This window comes from Mycobacterium sp. GA-2829, assembly GCF_001499965.1.
Classification (GTDB): domain Bacteria; phylum Actinomycetota; class Actinomycetes; order Mycobacteriales; family Mycobacteriaceae; genus Mycobacterium.
In genome coordinates this window covers 117,726-141,910 of the sequence record NZ_LQIT01000078.1, presented here as the reverse complement: position 1 = coordinate 141,910, position 24,185 = coordinate 117,726, and the positions used below count along the sequence as shown (strand labels likewise).

Here is a 24,185-nt window from a genome sequence, read left to right as displayed (position 1 = left end):
CCGCTCACCCTACGACGGGCGCTCGCGCGGCCGATAACCGTCCGGACCGGCGATCAGCACCTCGCCGACCGGCGGGCTGCCGCAGCCGCGCTCGCATCCGACGAAGTGGCGGTGCCCCTCGGCGGGGTCGTCGACGGCGGCGGCCGCATCGGCGCGCACATCGGCGGCCGACCGCTCGCAGCCTGGGCTGCCGGTGCACGCGCTGACGTCGAGCCACGGCGAGTTCTCGTCGAACACCAATCCCATCGGGGCCAGCACGCGCAGCGCGACGTCGGCGACGCCCTCGTCGAGGTCGCAGATCAGCAATGACCGCCACGGCGTGACGATCACCGGGGCCTCGACCGCGCCGACGAACTCGGCGGTCCGGGCGGGCAGCACCCCGAGCCGCACCCCGGCGCCGAGCGTGACCCGGCCGTCGTGCTGGGGGATCCAGCCGACCGGCGGGCGCACCAGCGGCGGCCACGTGGCGCCGGGTTCCGCCGTGACCGCGAACCCGTCCAGCAGATCCTCGCGCGCGGCGAGTTCCCCCACCCGCCAGGCGGTGCCGCGGACGGCGGCGAACCGGCGTGCCACGTCGACCAGCGTGCGTACCGCCTCATCGAGCGCCAGCCGCACCCCGGTGTCGCGGCCGGCCAGAAGCAGCGCCGCCTGCTCGCCGTCGAGGGCGTGCACTCCGACGTCGGTGCCCAGACCCGAGACATCGCCGCGGCCGTCGTCGAGGCCGAACCAGAACCGGCCCGAGAGCTCCGCGAGCGCGGGGTCGCGTCGGATCGCGTCGTCGAGGTCGACGATCAACGACCGGATGTCGGCCAGACCGCCCGACCGCCCGGACAGCGGGGAGGCGACGATGTTGCGGACCCGTTCGTGGGTGGGGGACGGCAACAGCCCGGCGGCCGCGACCGCGGCGGCGACGGCCGCGGTGTCGGTGATGCCGCGGATCTGCAGGTTGCCGCGTGAGGTCACCTCGAGGTCCGGGGTGCCGAACTGGGTGGCCGCCTGGGCCAGCGCGGTGAGCGCCGACCCGGAGATCATTCCGCCGGGCAACCGGATCCGGGCCAGCGCACCGTCGGCGGCCCGGTGCACCGAGAGGGCGCCCGGGCACGCGTCCTGATCGCGGGATCGTGTCGTCACTGCCGGCCATTCTATGGAGCGTGTGGTGCACGGGACGGCCGGGCGCGCGCTCACGTGTCTGAAGCATTTCTTGCACGGACGTTCGACAATTGTTTGATCTGGGCACTATGTCCGACATTCGATGTGCTTTTCCGGAATTGTCGCGGGACACCTTTTACTAGGCTCCGCGGTGTCGATGGTCGATCGCCGGAACAGGAGCGGACATGAATTCGCGCGCGAAGAGGGAAAAAGAGGACGTCGGTCGGCTCAGGGAGTTCCCGGCATTCGCGAACTTCTCCGACGACGATTTGACGCGCCTCGTCCATGCCTCCCACCACACGTCGACCTCGGCGCCCTGGCCGTTGATCCACGAACAGACCCCGTCGGACGCCTGCTTCATCCTGCTCAGCGGTGAGGCCGCGGTTTTTCTCGGCCGCGACCGTGTGGCGATGATCCCGCCGGGGGAGGTCCTCGGCGAATCCGCGCTGCGTCGCGGCAAGCTCCGCTCGGCCACCGTGACGACGACAGGCCCGGCGGAGGTGTTGCGGATCGACCGCGACGACTTCGCGCGCCTGCTCGACGAGATCCCGGCACTGCGGGGCACCGTCGACGACACGATCGCGCGGCATATGACGCAGACGCCTGCGGCGGAGCCCGACCGCGCCTGACCGACACCGCGCAGGAAGCGAATGCATCCGCAACAAAGTTTCCTCGGCCGTGATCAATTCCGATCATGAATGTCTTGCGGAATTCGGCAAGGGGTGCCATAAACGCAGCAAATGGGCATCGAACAATGGCCCGAACACGTAACCAGAACAAGGTCATTGCGCACTCAAGATGCTGCCGTGACGTTAGCCGCGACACTTACGGGCGAGTCAATTGGGGCGTAAATTCTGCCTCATCGTTGCGCTCAGCTGGTCGGGGTCACCATGCGGCTCGAAGGTCGTCGTGTACTTGTCACCGGTGCCACCGGTGGCATCGGCAACGCCATAGCGTGCCGCCTTGCGACCCGCGGCTGTCGAATGGTCCTCACCGGGCGGCGACGTGAGGGACTCACCGAGCTCGTCGACGCCCTTGGCCCGCCCGCACGCGGCGTCGTCGCCGACCTGACCGAATCCGACGATGTCCTGGCCCTACTCGAGGACGCCGGTCAGATCGACGTCCTGGTCACCAGCGCCGGAGTCGGGCCCGTCGAGGGCCTCGCCGAGATCTCCCGGGACGCGCTCGAGGAAGCGGTTCGCATCAATCTCCTCGCCCCGGCCGAACTGGCCCGCGCCGTCGTACCCGCGATGAGGCGGCGGGGATCGGGCCACATCGTTTTCGTCTGCTCGGTCGCGGGTTTCGTCGCCACATCGGCCAACAGCCCGGTGTACACGGCGACGAAGTGGGGCCTACGCGGACTGGGGCTGGCGCTGCGCCAAGAACTGCACCGCGACGGGATCGGGGTGTCGACGGTGTTCCCCGGCCCCATCCGCGACGTGGGGATGTCCGTTCAACTCGGGGTTCCGTTGCCGCGCCGGATCGCCACGAATTCGGCCGACGAGGTGGCGGCGGCGGTCGAGCGGGCGGTGGAGCGCAACCGCGCCGAGACCACCGTGGCGGGCAGTGGTGTCCGACTGGCCGGGCTGATCGGCCGGCTCGCGCCGGTCCTCGTGGGGGACGCGGCGCGGGTCGCGGGCGCCGAGCGCTTCAGGAGGACCGTGCTCGACGTGCGCGAGCACGGCGGCGTGGCAACCACCAACCGTTGACAGATCAGCCCCAGATCGGATGAACCATGGTCGACCGAACCGGCTCTGCAGCGCCGAACCTGTTACAGCTCATGAAGCGGCAAGCGGGACGGTACGGGGACAAGGTCGCGTTCGACTACACCGCCGACGGCGAGCATCATCAGCGAATCACCTACGGCGAGCTCGATTCCCGGGCACGTGCGATCGCGGGTGCGCTGCAGCGGCAAGGCGCCGGCGGCGAACGGGTGCTGGTCCTCTGCCCGTCCGGTCTGGAATTCATCGCCGGATTCTTCGGATGCTTCTACGCCGGGGCGATCGCGGTGCCGGTGCATCCCCCGGTCGGTCACCGGCTCGTGTCCCGCGTCGCATCGATCGTGACCGACGCGCAGGCGCGCTTCGCGCTGACCACCGCCGAAGACCACCACGTGGTCGAACCTGTCGTCGACGAGATGCCGCAGGGGCGGTCGCTGCAGTGGTGCATCACCGACGCCACACCGTCGACGGGGTCCGTGCACTGGGACGAGCCCGACGTCGAGCCGACGGACATCGCGTTCCTGCAATACACGTCGGGCTCGACGCGAACGCCCAAGGGCGTCGTGCTGTCGCACCACAACCTGCTGAGCAACCTGGAGGCGATTCGACGACTGTGGGGCCACGACGACGTCACCGTCGGCGTCAGCTGGCTGCCGCTACATCACGACATGGGCCTCATCGCGGGCATCCTCGAGACGATCTACGCCGGCGGGATGCTCCATCTCATGCCGCCGTCGCACTTCATCTCGCGACCGATGCGGTGGCTCGAAGCGATCTCACGCACCGGAGCGAGAATCAGCGGCGCCCCGAACTTCGCCTTCGAGCTCTGCGTCGAACGCAGCACCGCCGACGAGCGCGCGGCGCTCGACCTGTCGCGCTGGACGTATTGCTTCTGCGGCGCCGAACCGGTTCGCGCCGCCACCATCGACCGCTTCGCGGAAGCGTTCGCGCCCTCGGGTTTTCGGCCCGAGGCCTTCCACCCGGTGTACGGCCTGGCCGAGGCCACCCTGCTGGTCTCGGGCGCCACCGACATGAACTCACCGGTGGTCCGGCAGCTGGACCGCCTCGCACTCCGCGAGCGCCGTGTCGCCGACGCCGCGCCCGGTTCCGGCGGCGCGACCTACGTCGGGTGCGGTCAGCCGCAGTACCGCGTCGACGTCGTCATCGCCGACCCGGAGACCCGGTCCACCTGCGCCACCAACGAGATCGGTGAGATCTGGGTCGGCGGCCCCAGTGTGGCACAGGGCTATTGGGGCAGATCCGTCGAGACGGAGGAGACGTTCTCGGCGTTCCTGTCCGACACCGGACAAGGACCCTACCTGCGCACCGGTGACCTCGGATTCCTCGACGGCGATCAGCTGTTCATCTCCGGGCGGCTCAAGGACCTGATCGTCATCCGCGGCCGGAACCACTTCCCCGAAGACATCGAGAACACGGTCCAGGACAGCCATCCGGCGCTGCTGCGGGGCCGCGGCGCAGCCTTCTCCATCTCGCCGCCCGGTGGCCAGTCCGAGGAACTCGTCGTGGTTCAAGAGGTGATCCGAGACCGCATCGGCGCGGTCGACGTCGGTGACGTGATCGACGCGGTCCGGGTGGGTATCAGCGATCGTCACGAAATCCAGCCGCAGGCAATCGTTCTGGTCGAGCCGACCCGCATCCCCACGACGTCGAGCGGGAAGGTGCGGCGGAAAGCCTGCCGCGAGCGCTTCCTCGAGGACACCCTCGATGTGATCGCCCAATGGCGCGCACCCGCTCCCGCGGACCGGTACGCGCCGCCGGACGAGCCACCCGCTGCGCGCACCGCCGCGGAGATCACCACATGGCTCACCGCACAGATCTGCCGGGAGTTCGGGCTGGACCCGACGCAGGTCGAGCCCGCCCGCCAATTCGCGCACTACGGACTGGATTCCGTACGCGCACTGCAGCTGTCCGCGGCACTCGGCGCGTGGCTGGGCCGCGAAATATCCCCGACACTGGTCTACGACCACCCCACCATCGACCAGGCCGCCGCACACTTGGCCGGCGATCCAGCACTCCCGGCCGCAGCCGCCGCGCCGACCCCGGCAGGCAGCGAACCGGTCGCCGACGAGCCCGTCGCGATCATCGGGATCGGCTGCCGCTTCCCCGGCGCCGACGGTCCCGCCGAGTTCTGGCAGTTGCTGACCGAGGGTACGGACACGATCACGGAGATCCGGCGTGACCGGTGGAACGCCGAATCGTTCCACCACCCGGACGCGTCCACGGAACCAGCCAGGACCCGGTGGGGTGGATTCCTCGACCAGATCGACGAGTTCGACGACGAGTTCTTCGGGATCTCACCGCGGGAATCGGCGCGGATGGATCCCCAGCAGCGACTCCTACTCGAAGTGAGCACCGAGGCTCTCGACGACGCCGGACAGGTACCCGAGCAGCTGGCAGGCAGCCGCACAGGGGTGTTCATCGGCATCTCGACCTACGACTACGGCCAGTATCAACTCGGCGAGATGGCGCTCCTCGACGCCTACACCGGGACGGGGAGCGCGTTGAGCATCGCGGCGAACCGGCTGTCGTACACCTACGACTTCCGCGGACCGAGCATCGCCGTGGACACCGCCTGCTCATCCTCGCTGAACGCGGTCCATCTGGCGTGCCGCAGCCTGCGCACCGGTGAGTGCAGCCTCGCGGTCGCGGGCGGGGTCAACGTCATCCTCTCTCCCACACTGGGAGTGAATTTCGCCAAGGCCGGGGTGATGGCGGCGGACGGACGTTGCAAGACGTTCGACGAGCGAGCCGACGGCTACGTCCGCGGCGAAGGAGCCGGCATCGTCGTGCTCAAGCCGTTGAGCCGCGCGCTGGAGGACGGGGATCCCGTGTACGCCGTGATCCGGGGCAGCGCGATCAATCAGGACGGCCGCACCAACGGGCTGATGGCTCCGAACGGACGCTCACAGGAAGCGGTCATCACGGAGGCCTACCGCGCCGCCGGTATCGCACCGAGCGCCGTTCACTACGTCGAGGCGCACGGCACCGGCACCGCCCTCGGGGACGCCATCGAGACGGGTGCGCTGGGCGCGGTGCTGGCCGCCGGGCGGGCTGCCGACTCCCCGTGTCTGATCGGGTCGGTCAAGACCAACATCGGCCACCTCGAGGCCGCCGCGGGTGTGGCGGGCCTCATCAAAGTCGCGCTGGCCCTACGTCATCGGCAGATCCCGCCGAGTATCAACTTCTCCTCACCGAACCCGCACATCCGCTTCGAGGAGCTGCGGTTGCGGGTCGCACGTGCCGTGACACCATGGCCCGCCGGCGCACGTGCCGTGGCCGGTGTGAGCTCGTTCGGGTTCGGTGGCGCCAACGCGCATGTGGTGCTGACCGAAGGTCCACATGTGCGCGCCGCCCGGTCCACCGGCGACACCACCGAGCGCGTCGCGCTGCTCCCGATCTCGGCACGCTCGCCGGAGGCGCTCCGGACGCTCGCGGGCCGTTACGAATCGGTTCTCGAGGACGGCGCCCCCGTCGCCGACATCTGCTATACGGCGGGCGCGCGTCGCGGTCATCACGACCACCGGTTGGCAGTCGTGGGCCGCTCCGCCACCGAACTGCGCGACGTGTTGGCCGCCTACCGTCACGGGTCGGCACATGCCCGCGTATTCGCCGGCCGGCGTATCACCGGCACTCCGCCGAGTGCGGTCTTCGTGTTCTCCGGGCAGGGTTCACAGTGGCCCGGGATGGGTCGGTGGCTGTTCACCGAGGAACCGGCCTTCCGCGACGCGTTGACCGAGTGCGATCGTGCGATGGGCCGCTCCTTCGGCGGATCTGTGATCGCGGAGATCCTCGCCGACGGCGGGCGCGCCCGACTCGACGACGTCGGGGTGATCCAACCGGTCATCTTCGCGGTGCAGGTGGCGTTGAGCGCGCTGTGGCGGGAGTGGGGTGTCGAACCACGGGCGGTGGTGGGTCACAGCCTCGGTGAGGTCGCGGCCGCCCACGTCGCCGGCGCGCTGACCCTCGAGGACGCCGCGCAGGTGATCTGCGCCCGGGCTGCATTGCTGCGCCGGGTCGCCGGACGCGGCGCCATGGTGGCGGCGGAGATCTCGCTGGCTGAGGCGCAGGAGATCGTCGCCGGTCGACCTGAGGCCGTCGCCGTCGCCGCCGAGAACAGTCACCGGTCGACCGTGCTGTCCGGCGACCCGACGGCGTTGACCGACATCGTCGCGAACCTCGAACGGCGCGGCAGGTTCTGCCGATGGATCAGCGTCGACGTCGCGTCTCACAGTCCTCAGATGACTGCGCTGCGCGGCGAGCTCGGCGAGATGCTCACCGGACTGTGCCCGGTTCCGCCGCGGATTCCCATGTACTCCACCGTGACCGGTGGCGCGGTGTCCCGCCACCTCGACAACGCCTACTGGGTCGACAACCTGTGTCGCACGGTGCGGTTCTCGTCGACCGTGCGCGACGTGCTGGCCACCGGGGCGGACCTGTTCTGCGAGGTCAGTCCGCACCCGTTGCTACTCAGCGCGATTCGCGAAGACGCCGAGGACATGGGCCGGCAACCCACGCTCCTGCCGTCCATGCGCCGAGACGACGGTGACCACACGACGATGCTCGGCGCCGTGGGGGCGCTGTACGCGCGCGGACATGACATCGCGTGGAACCGGTTGCATCCCTGGGGCGGTACGGTCACCGCACTGCCGAGGTATCCCTGGCAGCGACGGCGTTGCTGGTTGGACGGCGACACGACAACCGGCGATCGGACGTCGCCCAACCGGGCACCCGGGCGGCGTCCGATCCGCTCGGCGGTGGACCCGAACACGGTGTTCTACGAATTCGACGTCACCACCGATTCGATGCCCATCCTGGCCGACCACCGTGTGCAGGGTGCCGTGATACTGCCTGCCGCAGCGGTCCTGGAGTTCGTGACGACGGCGCTGACCGAGGCGTTCGGCGCCGGTCCGCGGCTGCTTCGCGACGTCGCGTTCCACCACTCCGTCGCCATGGCCTCCGGTCGGCCCTGCACGGTTCAGATAGTCCTGCGCGGTCAGGCCGACGAGCCGGTGTTGTTCGAGTGTTACCGCCTCGACGAAGGGGCCGCACCCGCCGCCCGCTGGTCGTTGTTCGCCAGCGGCGTGGCCCAACCCGAGGAGGCACTCGACGGCGGCGCGCACGACCTCGACGCCATCCGGTCGCGATGCCCGGAGGAGATGACCGCGGCGCGCTTCTACGACACACTCGCCGGCTACGGGCTCGACTACGGTCCGGGACTGCGTGCCGTCGCGGCGGTGCACCGCGGCGGCCGGGAGGCGCTCGCATCGCTGAAACCCGCAGCCGCGCAGGTCAGTTCACCGGAGTCCGCGTTCCGGACGATGGACGCATGCTTCCAGACGCTTGCGGCGACCCTCCCGATGCGCAATGGTCACCAGGATCGCGCGACGTATCTGCCGGTGGCGGTGTCCGAGGTCGCGGCCTTCGGGCCGACGTGCGCTGGGGCGTGGTGCCACGCGGTCCTGACGGAAGCCGACGACGCGCCGCCGGGCGCATTGTGCGGTGACGTCTTCCTCCTCGACGACGACGGCCGGGTCGCAATGGCGGTGCGCGGACTCCGTGCGCATCCGGTCGGCGCCGGCGCTCAGGCCGCCGGCATCGACGACAAGCTCTACGAGCCGGGCTGGCAGGTGAGAAATGCGACGCCTGCCGACCGTCAGGACCATGGAACGTGGTTGTTCTTCAGCGACGGCGCCGACACCACCGGCGTCCTGCGCCGCCATCTGGACCGGCACACCCCCGTGGGCGTCTTCGTCGAACCCGGCCCCGAATTCGCGCGCGTCGGACGCGATGAGTTCCGCATCGACCCGGATCAGCCGCAGCACTACCGCCGACTCGTCGACGAGCTGAGCGCCGATGACCGGGCTCCTGCGACGGCCGTCGTGCATCTGTGGAGCCTTGCCGCGGAACCTTGTTCGACCGCCGAGTCGTTGGCCGCCGCGCAACGCCTCGGGCCGTCGAGCGTGCTGCATCTCGTACAGGCGCTGGTGTCCGCGGCGATGCCACGGACACCTCGGCTGTACCTGGTCACCCGGGGCGCCCACCGCGTATCCGACGATGACGGGCCCGTCGCGATCTCCGGAGCACCACTGTGGGGGATGGGCCGCAGCATCGACCAGGAGTGTCCCGAATTCCGTTGTAAACGAATCGATCTCTCCGCGACGAGTGCGATCGATCAGATCGGCGTGCTCATCGACGAGATGCTGGGCGACGACGACGACACCGACGTCGCGCTCCGGGACAGCGGGCGTCATGTGGCACGCCTGCGTCGGTACGATCCGGTGGCCGCCGGCACACCGACGCCGCCGTCCGAAGAAGTCTCTGGGGATCAGGCGTACCGGATGGAATACCTCCGCCCGGGAGTGCTCGACGACGTCCGCGCCCGGTCGGATCGCCGTCGCCCGCCCGGCAACGGCGAGATCGAGATCCGGGTACACGCGTCGGGGCTCAACTTCATCGACGTCCTGAAGGCTCTTGGTAGTTATCCGGGGCAGGGCGGCGAACCCGTCCGTATCGGCGTGGAGGTCGCGGGGACGGTGACCGCGGTCGGGCCGCACGTGCACACGGTGCGGGTGGGCGATGCGGTTCTCGGTCTTGCGTCCGACGGACTCGGTTCGCACGTCACCACGGCGGCAGCCCTCGTGGTGGCCAAACCGGCGCGGCTGAGTTTCGAAGAGGCTGCCACGATCCCCATCGCCTTCCTCACCGCCTACTACGGGCTCCACGAACAGGCACGGTTGCGCATCGGCGAACGCGTCCTCATCCACTCGGCCGCGGGCGGGGTCGGACTCGCAGCCATAGAGGTCGCACGCTGGCTGGGCGCCAGCGTGCACGCGACTGCGGGCACCGCCGCCAAACGCGACCATCTGCGCGGCCTGGGCATCGAATACGTGTCGGACTCCCGCAGTCTCGACTTCGCCGCCGACATCATGGCTGCGACGGGCGGCGCGGGCGTCGACGTGGTGCTCAACTCGCTGACGGGCCGAGCTGTCGAGAAGGGACTCACCGCACTCGCGCCCTACGGACGCTTCGTCGAGATCGGCAAACGGGACATCTATCAGCACGGCCGGCTACGCCTGTGGCAACTCCGCCGGAACGCGTCCTACAGCGTGGTGGATCTGGCGCAACTCGCCGACGACCGCCCCGACTACATCGGCGCGATGCTCCGCGACATCATCGCCCACATCGAGCAGGGCACACTTCGGCTGCCGCCCCTCCACACGTTCCCGGTGTCCGAGACCGCCGAGGCGGTCCGGTGCCTCGCCCGCGGCACGCACATCGGAAAGGTCGCCGTGTCCGTGGCAGGCAGCCCCCCTCCGCAGGCAGCGGCCGGGCACCCCGTCGAGATCGTCTCGACGGCAACGTATCTCATCACCGGCGGTTGCGGCGGACTCGGCCTCGAGGTCGCGCACTGGCTGATCGACGAGGGTGCGCGCCACCTGGTCCTGACGAGTCGCGGTCCCTGCCCGGAACCCGTCCGCGCACGGATGGATGCATGGCGGTCACAGGGGGCCGACGTCACCCACATGCAGGCAGACGCGGCGGATGCGGTCGCCATGGCCGACGTCCTGCGCACGATCGCAGACACCATGCCGCCGCTGCGCGGAATCGTCCACGCCGCCGGGGTTCTCGACGACGGAATCCTGGCGAGCCTCGACGACACCCGCCTGCGCGAGGTCATGGCGCCGAAGGTCGCAGGCGGATGGAACCTGCACCGGCTGACCCGGGATGCGCCGCTGGACTTCTTCTGGCTCTTCTCCTCTGCCGCGTCGGTGTTCGGATCGCCGGGCCAGGCGCACTATGCGGCGGGCAACGCTTTCTTGGACGCACTGGCGTGGCGCCGCCGCATGGAGGGCAGGCCCGCCCTGAGCATCAACTGGGGGCCCTGGGCCACGGTCGGACTGGTCGCCGCGGCCGAGCAGATCCGACACCTCGAACATCGCGGTGTGCACCCGTTGGCGCCTGCGGAAGCCGCCAGCGCGTTCGCACGATTCCTCGCGTGTCCCAGCCCGCAACTCGCGGTCATCGACGTGGACTGGCCGAAGTGGCTGAGCGCCAGCCCGATCCCCAGCGCGGCGTCATCGTTGGTCGCCGACCTGTCGGTGACGCCGGGTGACGCGCCGGCCGAACGCGGCGCCGTGGCCTACCTCGCCCGGTTGCGTGACGCCGTGCCCGCCACCCGTCGCACCATCCTCGTGGAGTACCTCCGCGAACAGACCGCCGCAAAACTGGGTATCGCACCGGCCGGCCTCGACACCGATGCCGCCTTGGACCGACTCGGTCTCGACTCGCTGATCGCGACCGAACTGCGTACGCAGATGGAACGGGAACTGGGTATCCCCGTGCCCATCGTCGAACTCCTCAAGGGGCCCAGCGTCACCGACCTCGCCGAGCGACTGTGCGAGCGCATCGCCGACGACGCGCAGTTCACCCCGTCCGATCCCACGGACAGCCGGCACCACACGGCGAACGACGGAGCATCCGCGCGTTGGCTCGAGGTACTGACCACCGTCACCGAAGCGTCTGACGACACCGTCGACGCCCTTCTCCGCACCGCCCTGGCCACCAGAGAGGGTGACAGCCATGATCGACACCGATGACATCGCAGGCCTTTCGGCCGACGAGAAGCGAATCCTGCTGTCCCGGCTGCTGATGGAGCAGGCCGGAATGTCGGCGTCGGTTCACCCCATGTCGTTCGGGCAGCGGTCGATGTGGTTCCTGCACAAGCTCGCGCCGGGCAGCCCCGCGTACACGATCACCTTCGCGGGCAGGATCCGCGGCGAACTGAACGTAGCGGCCCTCGAGCGCGCCGCCCAGGCACTCGTCGACCGCCATCCGGTGCTGCGCACCACCTATGGCGTCCGCGAGGGTGAGCCGGTGCAACTGGTCCATCCGGGCTGGCCGGTGCACATCAACCGCGAAGACTTCGGTGACGGTGAGGGTGTCGAGGAGGTGCTGCACCGTGAGGCGCACCGTCCGTTCGATCTGGAAACCGGCCCCGTTCTTCGTTTCACGCTGTTGCGCCGATCAGCACATGAGCATGTCCTCGTCCTGTCGGTGCATCACATCGCGGTCGACTTCTGGGCGATCGACGTGATGCTCGACGAGTTGTGCCTTCTCTACGCCGCCGAACTGGGAGGGGAGCGGCCCGCGCCACCGCGGGGGAACTACCTCGACTTCGTCGACCGGCAACGCCGGATGGTGGCCAGCGGCGTCGGCGAAAGCCATTGGGAGTACTGGCGCGAACGACTCACCGGCGACATACCGGTACTGCAACTGCCGACGGATCGGCCGTCGCGCACGCTGCAGAGCTACCGGGGAGCCGTCCACCGGTTCCGCCTCGACCGTGACTGCACGGCCAGAGTGAAAAGTTCGGCGAAACGCGCAGGCGTGACGCCGTACGTCGCGGTGCTGACCGCCTACGCCGCCCTGCTGCACCGCTACAGCGGACAGGACGCGGTCCACATCGGCTCGCCCTTCGCGTGCCGCGACGACGGTGCGCTCGAAGACGTGGTCGGCTACGTCGCCAATCCAGTGGTGCTGCGGATCGAGATGTGCGACGACCCGCCGTTCACCGCCATGCTCGGCCGGGTGAAGGAGACGGTGCTGAGCGCCCTCGCCCACCAGGAGTTCCCGTTCCCACTGCTGGTCGAGCGCCTCGCCCCGACCCGGGATCCGGGTCATTCACCGGTGTTCCAGACCTCGTTCGCCTGGGAGCAGGCGCGGCGGTTCGACAACGTCCTCGGTGGCGTCGGCAAGAGCAGCGCGGTGCTGGACATCGAAACCCTCCACATCGGGCAGGGCGGTGCGCCGCTGGAGTTGACGCTGATGGCGGGGGAGAGCGACGGCGGACTGTCGTTCGCGATGCAGTACAACACCGACTTGTTCGACGCATCGACGATCGAGCGAATGGGCGACCACCTGCTCACGCTGCTCGAAGGCGTCGCCGCGCACCCCGACATGCGACTGTCCGAACTGCCGTTGCTCACCGCGCGAGAGCGCCGCGACCAGCGTGAGTGGAACGACACCACACGGACCTTCGACGGCCCCCCGTGTCTGCACGACCTCGTGGCACGGACGGTTCAGCGGATTCCCGACGCCGTCGCGGTCACGTACGGGGACGAATCCCTGACCTACCGCGAATTAGACCGCCAGGCAGCAGAAGTCGCTCAACACCTCCGTGCGCTCGGCGTCGAGCCGGACACCGTGGTGCCCGTACTGCTCGAGCGGTCGTTGGATCTGATCGTCGCCCTGCTCGGGGTGCTGAAAGCAGGCGGGGCCTTCATGCCGCTGGACCCCGCACAGCCGGCGAACCGTACGGCCGCCCTGATCGCAGAACTACCCGACGCCGCCCCGTGCGTCACCATGCAGCGGCACCTCGAGCACCTGTCCGGCTTCACCGGCCCCCGTCTGTGTCTCGACGTCCCGCATCCCGCCCGCGACGGCGGTCCCGTGTGTGCCGATACCGGAGCCGAACACCTGGCGTACGTCATCCACACCTCGGGGTCAACCGGCGTGCCCAAAGCGGCGCTGAACACCCACGGGGGCATCCGCAACCGGCTGCTGTGGATGCAGGACACCTACCGACTCACCGCCGAAGATCGCGTGCTGCACAAGACGCCTGTGACCTTCGACGCTTCCGTACTCGAGATCTTCTGGCCGCTGATCGCCGGGGCGCGGCTGGTCGTCGCGGCGCCCGACGGGCACAAGGACAACGGTTATCTGGTCAGGACCGTCGTCGAGCAACGGGTCACCACATTGTTCTTCGTACCGTCGTTGTTGCGCTCATTCCTCGCAGAACCGACGGTGGCCGAGTGCGTCGAGCTGCGTCGGGTGTTCAGCGCCGGTGAGGTACTCCCGCAAGATCTCGCCGTGCGCTTCTTCTCCACTTTCGATGCGCAACTGTGGAACGAGTACGGGCCCGCGGAAGCCTCGGTCGGTGTCACCTATTACGACTGCCGGCGCGGCTGCGGCGTGTCGACGGTCCCGATCGGGCGGCCGATCGCCAACACCCGGATCCACATCCTGGACGCGGCCATGACGCCGGTGCCCGTCGGCGTGCCCGGTGAAATGTTCATCGGCGGCGCCGCGGTGGGCCGGGGTTATCTCAACCGCGCGGACGCGACCGCAGCGGCGTTCGTCACCGATCCGTTCGCCGATCGCGAGGGCGAGAAGCTCTACCGGACCGGTGATCTCGCTCGCTACAACGCCGACGGCGACATCGAGTACCTGGGCAGGCGCGACGATCAGGTGAAGATCCGCGGCGTCCGCATCGAGCCCGGGGAGATCGAGGCCGCACTGAATCAGCACCCCGCCGTCGGCGAGAACGCCGTCGTCGCCGTCGATGACGGCCGGGGCAACAGGATGCTGGCCGCATACTTCACACCGACGGCGCCGGGTGACCCGCCGACCACCACCGACCTGCGCCGGTTCCTCCACGCGCGCCTGCCCGCGGCGATGTTGCCCGCGGTGTTCCGCCCCACTGAGGCGCTACCGCGCACGTCGAGCGGAAAGATCGACCGTAAAGCCCTCTCGGCGCCGACCACGGATCTGTCGGCACCCGAGCAGACGCCCTATGTGGCACCGCGAACGCCCACAGAACGGATTCTCGCCGAGATCTGGAGTGAGGTCCTCGGCCACGACCGAATCGGTGTGCACGACGACTTCTTCGCGCTGGGCGGTTCATCGAGCCACAGCCTCGACGTCGCCGCCCGTGCGCAGCGCGCCGGGGTGCCGCTCACACCGGAATCGGTGTTCCTCTGCGGCACGGTCGCGGAGTTGGCGGAGGCCTACCCGGGGAACGTGGCAGCAGCGGAGGGGTGTGGCGGTCCAGCACCCGACCCCGGCGCCACGGCGCCGCACACCGTCGAGCACGTGGTCGCGACCGGGGGCGTCGGGCACGACGTCGACCGGCGCAACACCGTCATCGAAAGTCTCGGAACGTATCTGCCGCCGACCGTCGTATCGACCGGGGCCGTCCTGGACGACTGCGCGAACCCGATCGGCATCCCGCTGGAACGCCTCACCGGGATCCGGACCCGCCGGACTGCCGGCCGGGGCGAATACGCCATCGACCTGGCGCGCCAAGCGGCTACGGACTGTCTGATGCACTCGAGTTACGTTCCCGAAGAGATCGATCTGCTGCTCTGCTGCAACGTCTCGCGCTGCGACGGGCCGGGGCAGAAATTCGTCTTCGAACCCAGTACGGCCGCACGCCTGCGCGACCTGTGCGGACTGGTCAACGCCACCGCCTTCGACATCTCCAACGCGTGCGCGGGCATGTTCACCGGGATCACGGTGGCCGAGGCGTTCCTCGACACCGGACGGGTCCACACCGCCATGGTGGTCAGCGGTGAATACATCACCCAGCTCACCGAGACCGCCCAGAAAGAGATCTCCGGGCCGATGGACCCGCGGCTGGCCTGTCTCACCCTCGGTGACGCGGGCGCGGCGGTGATCCTCGAACGCGGCAGCGACCGGCGCACCGGCTTCCACGACATCGACCTCGCCACCCTGGGCCGGTACAGCACGCTGTGTGTGGGCAGGGCGACCGACCAGCCGCATGGCGGCGCCATCATGATCTGCGATTCGATCTCGGGGACCGCCGTCGCGGTCAAGCGCACCGTACCGTTCGTCGCCGACGTGATGCGGCGGCACGGGTGGCGGCCGGAGCACTGCGACCACATCATCATGCATCAGACGTCCGAGGCGTCGATCCACGACGGGGTGTCGGCGATCAACAAATTGTTCGGGGAGGTCGTCGCGCATCCCGGCAACACGATCGTCAACCTCGCCGAACGTGGGAACACCGCCAGCACAACACATTTCGTCGCCGTCAAGGATCACATCCTGGCGAACCGCATCAAATCGGGTGACAACGTCGTTTTCGGGATCACCGGCTCCGGGCAGACGGTGGGCGCTGCGCTGTACACCTTCGACGACCTGCCCGACCGGCTCCGCCGTACGCCGGACCGCAGACCCCGCCGTTCGGTGGCATCGGCGGCAGGCCGCCCTCCTGCCGGACGAACGTCGACGCGTGTCCGCATCGACGGTGTCGGCATCTGCGATCCCGGGACCGTGAGCTCACCGAGCGCGATCCAGATGGCGGCCACCGCCGCCGCCGAATGTCTCGCCGAGAGCGGGGTCGAACGTACGGCGATCGACCTGATGATCCACGCAGGCGTCTATCGCGAGGATTTCATCAGTGAACCCGCGATCGCGGCGTTCGTCGCGGGCGAGCTCGGCATCAACGACGATGCGCAATCGCCGGACGCCCCGACGACACTGGCGTTCGATGTGCTCAACGGCGGTGTCGGGTTCCTCGCCGCATGCCAGGTCGCCGTACGGATGCTCGAGGCGAAGCGAGCCCACCACGCGATCGTGATGGCCTCGGAGGTCGAGACCAACGGCCCCGACTCCGGCCATCCCGCATACGGTGTCGCCGAGTTGGGTTCGGCCGTCCTGCTGAGTGAGACTGCGGACAACGCCTGCGGTTTCGGCGATTTCGCCTTTGCGCACTTCCCCGAGTACAGCGGGACGCTGGAGACGTTCTCCCGCCACACCGACGGAAGGACCTGGTTGCAGGTGGACCGGGACCCGGATCTGACGGCCCACTACCTCGACGCGGTGCCCACCGTCGTCGCGCAACTCCTCAAGTCGGAGGAATTGCACTGCGACGACATCGCCGTCGTGTTCGCGCCCTTCCTGTCCGTGGCGGCCCGCGCCGAGCTCGGGTACCGCATCAAGATCGACCCGTCCCGGTTCGTCGAGTTGCGCTGTGCGGCAGATCCGTTCACCTCGTCATTCCCGCTCGGACTTCGCGAGGCGCGGCGCGGGGGTCTCGTCGCACCGGGTGACGTCGGGTTGATCATCAGTGTCGGATCCGGAGTCGAAGTGGGTTGCGCCACTTATCACTTCTGAACCTGCTATCACTCTTCCCGAAGTTCGGTCGCGGGCGCGGTCTGGGTGTTCCGCCAGGCCGGTATGACCGCCGCCAGCACCGCCGCCACCGCGGCGAGTCCCGCGTACTTCGCCGCTTCCGACCACGGGAAGGTCAGTGGCGTCACCGAACCGATGAGCACCACCGCTGCCCAACCGACGGTCGCCATGATGAGCACCGACAGCAGCGCCCCCACGGTCGCGCCGGTCACGCCGGCCAACAGGGCCTCGAGGGTCGTGATCGCGAACACCTTCCACCGGGTGGCTCCCAGGGCCTGGACGAGAGCGACCTCCCGCCGTCGGCGCATGCCCACCAGCAACAGCGTCGATGCCACCGAGATGAAGGCGATCCCGAGCAGTCCGTACTTCAATGCGTTCAGCGGGGTCAGGAATCGCGCGACGCCGTCGGCGGTGGCCGTCCGGTACTGCTCGGCGTCGATCACCGTCACCGGTTGGGGCATTCGCAGCGAGGTGACCGCGGCCTCGACCTGGCCGGCGGTGAAACCCGGTGCTGGCGTGATCAACAGCAGCCCCGCAGGCTCGGCGCCGAAGATCTCGTCGGCGGTCGGATAGGGCAGATAGATCCTGCGCCCGCCCAGTTCGGGCGTCGCGACGACCGTGGAGACGACCATGTCGCGGGCGCGTGATCCGGATCCGAGCCGCAGGCGGTCGCCGATGCGGAGTCGTTGCTCACGCGCCAGCACGGCGCCGACCACGAGTTGACCCGTTTCGATACTGTCTTGCGGAGCCTGGCCGGCGAGCACCGCGAACGGGAACGCAGGCCGATCCTCCGCCCGCACATAGGCCAGCGATCCGTCCGCCAGGTTGATCTCGATCTCCGCCATTCTGTCGACCGCGTCGACGCCCGGTAGCGCGGCGATGTCGGCGATGGTCCGAGGAGCGAACTTCGCGTCCACCGTCCCCCAGTCCGTGAAGCGGGTCGTGGTGGCCACGAGTTGTCCATCGGCTTGTGCGCGTGCGACATCCGAGGCGCCCCGGTTGATCGCCACGAGGAAGCCCGACAGAAGTGTGGCGATCGCGACGGGAACGGCGACCGCCCCGGCGATCGCCGTCGTGCGAGACCCGTCGGCGCGCAACGACGTGGCCGCGACGGCCACCGTCGCACAGTGCGGCCAGTACGGCCGGATGCGGACCGCTGCGATGATCTGTGCGCTGAGAAATGCTGCCGCAGAGAGCAATCCCACGATGGCTGCGACCACGGCCACGTCGGCGACGACGGCCTGCCACGGCTCCAGGCCGCCTGCGGCGCCGGCCAGCTTCGCCGCCAGCGCTCCTGCGGCTCCGACGGCGAGCATTCCGACCGCCTTCGGCCACAGCGCCCTGGACTTCGTCGAATCGTGCGCGGCGCGACCGCAGAGTTCGGTCGCCACCGGGGTTCTCGCCGCGGAGACACTGGGGATCACCGCGGCCGCGACCGCCAGCAGCACCCCGATCGCCACCCCCGCGACGACGATCCCTGGCGTGACCACCACGGGCACGTTGACTCCCACATACAGCTCGGTCAGTTCGCTCGCGCTCGCGACGACCGGACGGGAGATCGCCAACCCCATGAGGATGCCGACACCCGCACCGGCCACACCCAACAGCGCGGCCTCGGCGAGGAATCCGGTCATGGTGGCCTGCGGGGAGGCCCCGAGCGCCGCGGCGACGGCGATGTCGCGCCGACGCTCCTCGACCGACAGGCGGGTGATCTGGGCGATCAGGATCACCCCCACCCCGCCCGCGACGAGCGCGAAGACGGCCAGCAGAGGGAACAGCACGGTGTTGACGTTGAACGCGCGGGCCGGCTCGTCGCTCGTCATGACGCTGTATCCCGGGCCGAGAACGTCCGACATCCGCGACCGCACCTCGGTCACGTCCACGCCGTCGTCGACGGTCACGTAGACCATGTCGACGCGGTCGCCGCGCGCGAACTGCCGCTTGGCCTCGCGCAGCGGTACCACAACGACGTACCCGTTGTTGATCGCGTCCAGTTCCGTCGCGTGCGCAACGGCCCGAAGCGGGAGCTCGCCCAGGTCGGTGGCCAGCGTCGCGGCCGAACCCAAGGACCGGCCGAAACCCTCCGAAGTGGCCATCACCTGCGGTTCCGGCGTTCCCGGTGCGCACACCGCCGGATCGACGATCCACTGGGCGGAACAGTCGGCGCCCACGGCGAGGACGAAGGTCTCCCGGCCGTTGTCCCGCACCATGGTGACCGCGCGGACGATCGGGACCGCGGCGGCTACTCCCGGTAGCGCGCGGACGTCCGCGATCGCCGTCGGATCGACACCGCCGCGGGTCGCCGCACCGACGAAACGCAGGGGTGCGGGCCCGGCGATCCGGTACCCCACGTCGTCGATCGCGGTACTGACGCTGGTGGTCTCGATCATCACCGCGACCACGACGGCGACGCCGCCACCGAGTGACAGCGCGGCCAGAAGGGCGCGGATCGTGTGCCTGCGCACGGCCCGCAGATTGACGACCCGCAGCACGGCCAGCGTGGCGCTCAACCGCGTGGGGGCCAGACGTGCCATCAGGGCACCGACAGCATCACGGCCGGTGCCGACCCGCGGCCGAAGGACTTGCACAGCGCACGGGCTTCGGGCACGGCGCCGGGGGAGACGTCGCCGCGGCTTGCGGCCATGCCCCATCTTAAGTGTCGGCAGGATGCCGTTCCGGCGAAACGGACAAGCGCCCTTTTCGCCGAATAGCTCAGCTCGCCAGCGCGATCGGCGCCGGCGGCACCACCTCGGAGTAGCCGGACGCATCGCCGGCGATGACCCGGCTCCGCTGCCCGTAGACGTCGACGGGGATGTCGCCGGCCAGCGTGACGCGGCTCAGCCGCCGGTACTGGTCGTCGTAGTCGGCCACCGCGTAGTGCTGGGTCGCGCGGTTGTCCCACATCGCCAGATCGCCCGGCTCCCAACTCCACCGCACGGTGTTCTCGAGTTTGGTGACGCGGTTCTGCAGCAGGGCGAGCAGGTTCGTGGACTCCGCGACGCCGAGGCCGACGAACTGCTTGATGAAGTGGCCGAGCACCAGCACCTTGCGGCCGGTCTCCGGATGGACGCGCACCACGGGGTGCTCGGTCTCGAAGTAGTCGGAGTAGAACTCCTCGCGGAACTCGCGCTCGGTCGCGGTCAGCGCCTCGCGGCGGCCGTCGTAGTCGGCGGCGTAGTCGAACAGGTTGGTGTGCACCGCCCACAGGTTCTCGACGAGCGCGCGCAGCGGGGCGGGCAGTTGGTCGTAGGCGGCCTCGGTCGACGCCCACGTCGTGGTGCCGCCGTACTCGGGCAGCGCGACCGCGCGCAGCAGCGACGCCTTCGGGATGCGGTCGACGAACGTGACATCGGTGTGCCAGCTGTTGGCCTTGTCGAAGCGGGAGTCGATCGGCAGGATGCGGTGCCCCCGCGAGGTCACCGTCGGATGCGCGGTGGTCGGCGTGCCGAGCAGTCGCGCGAACGCCAACTGACCGTCGTCGTCGAGGTGGTGTTGACCGCGGAAGAAGATCACCTTGTGTTCGAGCAACGCCGCGTTGATCGCCGCCACCGCCGCGGGATCCACCCCGCCGCCGACACGGACACCGTCGATACGGGCGCCGATGTGCGCGCCCAACTTCACCACTCGCAACGACATGCCGGTCACAGTGGTCGTCGCGGACGCTCGACACCATGGTTTGACTCACCGCGAACCGAAAGTCCCGCGAGGCCAAGATCGTTTCGGTTGGCGTGAGCTGGGGTATCAGCAAATTCGGCACTCAACGAGCCGATCCGTGGAGGTGGTCGTGCGGGAGCTCTGGGACTACCTCAGAACCCATCAGGCTCAACTGATCTTCGACTCGTATCAGCACGTCAGCGCAGTGGTGCAGAGCGTGCTGATCGCGACTGTCATCGGTGTGATGATCGGGGTGCTGACCTACCGCAACGCCACCGCGGCGAACCTGGCTACGGCCACCTCGAGCGTGATCCTCACCGTGCCTGCATTCGCGCTCCTCGGTCTGCTCATCCCGCTGTTCGGCCTCGGGGTGGTGCCCAGCGTCGCGGCGCTGGTGCTGTATTCGCTGCTGCCGATCGTCCGCAACACGATCGTCGGGCTCAACGCGGTCGACCCGGCACTCACCGACGCCGCGCGCGGTATCGGGATGAGCCGACTGAGCACGCTCGGCCGCGTCGAACTGCGGCTGGTGTGGCCGTCGATCCTCTCCGCGATGCGGATCAGCACCCAGATGTCGATGGGTGTGCTCGCCATCGCCGCCTACGTCAAGGGCCCGGGCCTCGGCAACCTCATCTTCGCCGGGCTGGCCCGTGTCGGCAGCCCCACCGCGGTGCCGATGGCGCTGACCGGAACGCTGCTCATCGTCATCCTGGCCCTCGCCCTCGATGCCGTGCTGGTGCTGATCGGCCGGCTCACCACCTCGAAAGGCATCCGATGACCACACAGAACGGTGCGACGGTGACCGACCCGTCCGGCGTGCGCATCGAACTCGACCACGTGTCCAAGGTCTACCCGGGCGCCACCGAACCGGCCGTCGACGATGCCTCGCTGGACATCCCGGCCGGGGAGATCGTCGTCTTCGTCGGCCCATCCGGGTGCGGCAAGACCACGATGATGCGGATGATCAACCGGCTCTCCGAGCCGACCTCGGGGCAGATCCGCATCGGCGACGTCGACGCGCTGGCCATCAAACCCACCGAACTGCGCCGCAAGATCGGCTATTCGATCCAGCAGGCCGGGCTGTTCCCGCACATGACGATCCGCCAGAACGTCGGCCTGGTGCCGGGGCTGCTGCGCTGGGACCGCAAACGCATCCAGGCCCGCGTCGACGAACTGCTCGACCTCGTCGGGCTGGACCCGGGCCAGTACGCCGACCGGTATCCGCGCCAGCTCTCGGGCGGTCAGCAGCAACGCGTCGGCGTCGCCCGCGCACTGGCCGCCGACCCGCCGGTGCTGCTGATGGACGAACCGTTCGGCGCGGTCGACCCGATCACCCGCAGCACCCTGCAGGACGAATTGCTGCGCCTGCAGACCGAACTGCGCAAGACCATCGTGTTCGTCACCCACGACTTCGGGGAGGCGGTCAAACTCGGCGACCGCATCGCCGTCCTCGGCCCGAAGTCGAAGCTGCTGCAGTACGACACCCCGCAGAACATCCTCGCCAGCCCGGCCGACGACACGGTGGCGGGCTTCGTCGGCTCCGGCGCGTCGCTGCGCCAGCTCGGGCTGATGCGGGTGAAGGACATCGACCTGCGCCAGGCGGCGACGGTACACGCCGACGATTCGGTCGACGAGGTGCGAAACCGGTTGGCGGGCAGCGAATTCGATTGGGCGGTCGTGCTCGACCAGCGGGAACGGCCGGTCAGCTGGGTGCGGGAGAACCGGCTGCGCCACGCCGGGCCGCTGTCGGACGTGGTCGAACACCTCGATCTGATCAGCACGCAGTCGACACTGGAAGACGCGCTCGAGGCGATCCTCGCCGAACAGCACGCCTCGGCGGTGGTCACCGGACCGGGTGGACGGTACGCGGGTGTGGTCACGCTGGACACCCTCATCGACACCATCACCCGGCTGCGCGCGGAGGCCAACGCGGAGACGCCCGAACCGTGAGCACCGTCGCCGACCGGGCCGCCCCGAAGACCACCTCCGCCGAGAAGCTGCGGCTGCTCATCCAGCCCGCGCTGGTGCTCGTGGTCGCCGCCGCGGTGGTGTTCTGGGCGTTCAACCGCGAGCTCACCGCCACCCAGCAGGAGAACATCAACCCGGCCAACGTGGCCACCCTGATCTGGCAGCACCTGCTCATCACCGCCGCGGTCACCGCCATCGTGCTCGCCGTCGGGGTGCCGCTGGGCATCCTCGTCACCAGGCCACGCGCAAAAGCGTTGCGGCCGTTGTTCATCGGTGTGGCCAACGTCGGCCAGGCCGCGCCGGCGATCGGGCTGTTGGTGCTGCTGTTCCTGCTCACCGCACGGACCGGGTTCTGGATCGGCGTGCTGCCGATCGCGCTGTACTCGCTGCTGCCGGTGCTCGCGAGCACCATCCTCGGCCTCGACCAGGTGGACCGGTCGCTGATCGACGCCGGTCTCGGACAGGGCATGTCGCGAGGGTCGCTGCTGCTGCGCGTCGAACTGCCGTTGGCGGTGCCCTACATCCTCGCCGGTATGCGCACCTCACTGGTGCTGGCCGTCGGCACGGCGACGCTGTCGTTCCTGGTCAACGCCGGCGGGCTCGGCATCCTCATCGACACCGGATACAAGTTGCAGGACAACGTGACCCTGATCCTGGGCAGTGTGCTCGCCGTCTGCCTTGCGCTGCTGGTCGACTGGCTCGGCGGGCTGGCCGAGTTCTTCCTCAACCCCAAGGGACTCCGATGAAGCGGCGCAACCGGTTTCGGGTCGTCCTCGCGGCAGTTCTGCTCACGGTCAGCGCGTGCGGGCTGGGTTCCGGCGGCACGCCGCCGCTGCGCGTCGGTCCGGGGTCGATCCAGCCCACCCCGGGCCTCGAGGGCGTGCCGATTACCGTGGGGTCCAAGGAGTACACCGAACAGGTCATCCTCGGCTACATCCTCGAATTCACGCTGATGGCCGCCGGCGCCGACGTCCGCGACCTGACCGGCATCGTCGGGTCGCGCAGCACCCGCGAGGCGCAACTGTCGGGTCAGGTCGACGTGGCCTACGAGTTCACCGGCAACGCGTGGATCAACTACCTCGGCCACGAGAAACCGATCCCGGACACTCGCGAACAGTTCGAGGCGGTGCGCGACGAGGACCTCGACCGCAACGGGATGATCTGGCTCGAACCCGGTCCGATGGACGACACCTACGCGCTGGCCGCGAGCAAGGCCGTCGTCGACCGCACCGGCGTGCGCACCCTGTCGCAGTACGCGGAGCTGGTACGGACGAATCCGGCCGCGGCCAAGACCTGCGTCGACACGGAGTTCCGGGCCCGCCAGGACGGCTTCCCCGGGATGGCCGCCGCCTACGGCTTCGACCCGGCGCGCGCGCAGACCCCGATCCTGCAGGTCGGGATCATCTACCAGGCCACCGCCGACGGACGGCAATGCGATTTCGGCGAAGTCTTCACCACCGACGGCCGCATCGCCGCCCTCGACCTGACCGTGCTCACCGACGATAAACAATTCTTCGCGCACTACAACCCGTCGGTCACGATGAAGCAGGATTTCTTCGAGGCCCACTCCGAGATCGCCGAGGTCACCGCACCGGTCACCGCTGCGCTGACCAACGACGCGATCACCGAGATGAACAAGCAGGTCGACGTCGAGGGGCGTGACCCCAGCGTCGTCGCCCGGGACTGGATGGTCGCCCAGGGCTTCGTCACCGTGCCCTGACCTGCACCGACACCGCC

11 protein-coding genes are annotated in these 24,185 nt (G+C 69.1%); 8 read left to right on the top strand and 3 right to left on the bottom strand.

Features of this window, described 5'->3' with window-relative positions; genetic code table 11:
• Window positions 1-9: 9 nt before the first annotated feature.
• Window positions 10-1,131 (bottom strand): precorrin-3B synthase, encoded by a 1,122-nt coding sequence (cobG, locus tag AU194_RS29445; protein ID WP_059092773.1) that lies wholly within the window; start codon window positions 1,129-1,131, stop codon window positions 10-12.
• A gap of 203 nt (window positions 1,132-1,334) precedes the next feature.
• Here cobG and AU194_RS29440 point away from each other — a divergent pair, with 203 nt between their 5' ends.
• The 4 genes from AU194_RS29440 to AU194_RS29425 all read left to right on the top strand — a co-directional run bounded on the left by AU194_RS29440 (window position 1,335) and on the right by AU194_RS29425 (window position 16,808).
• Entirely contained in the window at window positions 1,335-1,778 is a 444-nt protein-coding gene (locus AU194_RS29440) for a Crp/Fnr family transcriptional regulator (RefSeq protein ID WP_059092772.1), read from the top strand.
• Window positions 1,779-2,039: 261 nt separating this feature from the next.
• Window positions 2,040-2,858, top strand: a complete 819-nt coding sequence (locus AU194_RS29435) for an SDR family oxidoreductase (protein WP_059092771.1) — start codon at window positions 2,040-2,042, stop codon at window positions 2,856-2,858.
• 71 nt (window positions 2,859-2,929) lie between these two features.
• A complete protein-coding gene (locus AU194_RS29430) occupies window positions 2,930-11,488 on the top strand; it encodes a type I polyketide synthase (protein ID WP_231743623.1) in 8,559 nt (2,852 codons plus the stop codon).
• Window positions 11,472-16,808, top strand: a complete 5,337-nt coding sequence (locus AU194_RS29425) for a non-ribosomal peptide synthetase (RefSeq protein WP_059092827.1) — start codon at window positions 11,472-11,474, stop codon at window positions 16,806-16,808. Before AU194_RS29430 ends, AU194_RS29425 begins: the two co-directional genes overlap by 17 nt.
• Window positions 16,809-16,816: 8 nt before the next feature.
• On the opposite strand, the gene AU194_RS29420 is transcribed toward AU194_RS29425, so the two are convergent.
• Together AU194_RS29420 and AU194_RS29415 are read right to left on the bottom strand one after the other, a co-directional pair.
• On the bottom strand, window positions 16,817-19,360 hold the full coding sequence (locus tag AU194_RS29420) for an ABC transporter permease (RefSeq protein WP_231743622.1): 2,544 nt from the start codon (window positions 19,358-19,360) through the stop codon (window positions 16,817-16,819).
• A 178-nt stretch (window positions 19,361-19,538) separates the two neighbouring features.
• Window positions 19,539-20,462: a TauD/TfdA family dioxygenase gene (locus AU194_RS29415; RefSeq protein WP_059092825.1), complete on the bottom strand. Its 924-nt coding sequence runs from the start codon at window positions 20,460-20,462 to the stop codon at window positions 19,539-19,541.
• Between the two features lie 142 nt (window positions 20,463-20,604).
• Here AU194_RS29415 and AU194_RS29410 point away from each other — a divergent pair, with 142 nt between their 5' ends.
• The 4 genes from AU194_RS29410 to AU194_RS29395 are packed head-to-tail and all read left to right on the top strand — an operon-like array spanning window position 20,605 to window position 24,168.
• On the top strand, window positions 20,605-21,258 hold the full coding sequence (locus AU194_RS29410; RefSeq protein WP_059092824.1) for an ABC transporter permease: 654 nt from the start codon (window positions 20,605-20,607) through the stop codon (window positions 21,256-21,258).
• Window positions 21,255-22,430, top strand: coding sequence for an ATP-binding cassette domain-containing protein (locus AU194_RS29405; protein WP_059092769.1), 1,176 nt, complete (start codon window positions 21,255-21,257; stop codon window positions 22,428-22,430). The genes AU194_RS29410 and AU194_RS29405 overlap by 4 nt, the downstream gene beginning before the upstream one ends.
• Window positions 22,427-23,194 carry an ABC transporter permease gene (locus AU194_RS29400; RefSeq protein WP_059092768.1) on the top strand — a complete coding sequence of 256 codons (768 nt, stop codon included), beginning with the start codon at window positions 22,427-22,429 and terminating at the stop codon, window positions 23,192-23,194. Before AU194_RS29405 ends, AU194_RS29400 begins: the two co-directional genes overlap by 4 nt.
• Entirely contained in the window at window positions 23,191-24,168 is a 978-nt protein-coding gene (locus tag AU194_RS29395) for a glycine betaine ABC transporter substrate-binding protein (RefSeq protein WP_059092767.1), read from the top strand. Before AU194_RS29400 ends, AU194_RS29395 begins: the two co-directional genes overlap by 4 nt.
• The last annotated feature ends 17 nt before the right edge of the window (window positions 24,169-24,185 follow it).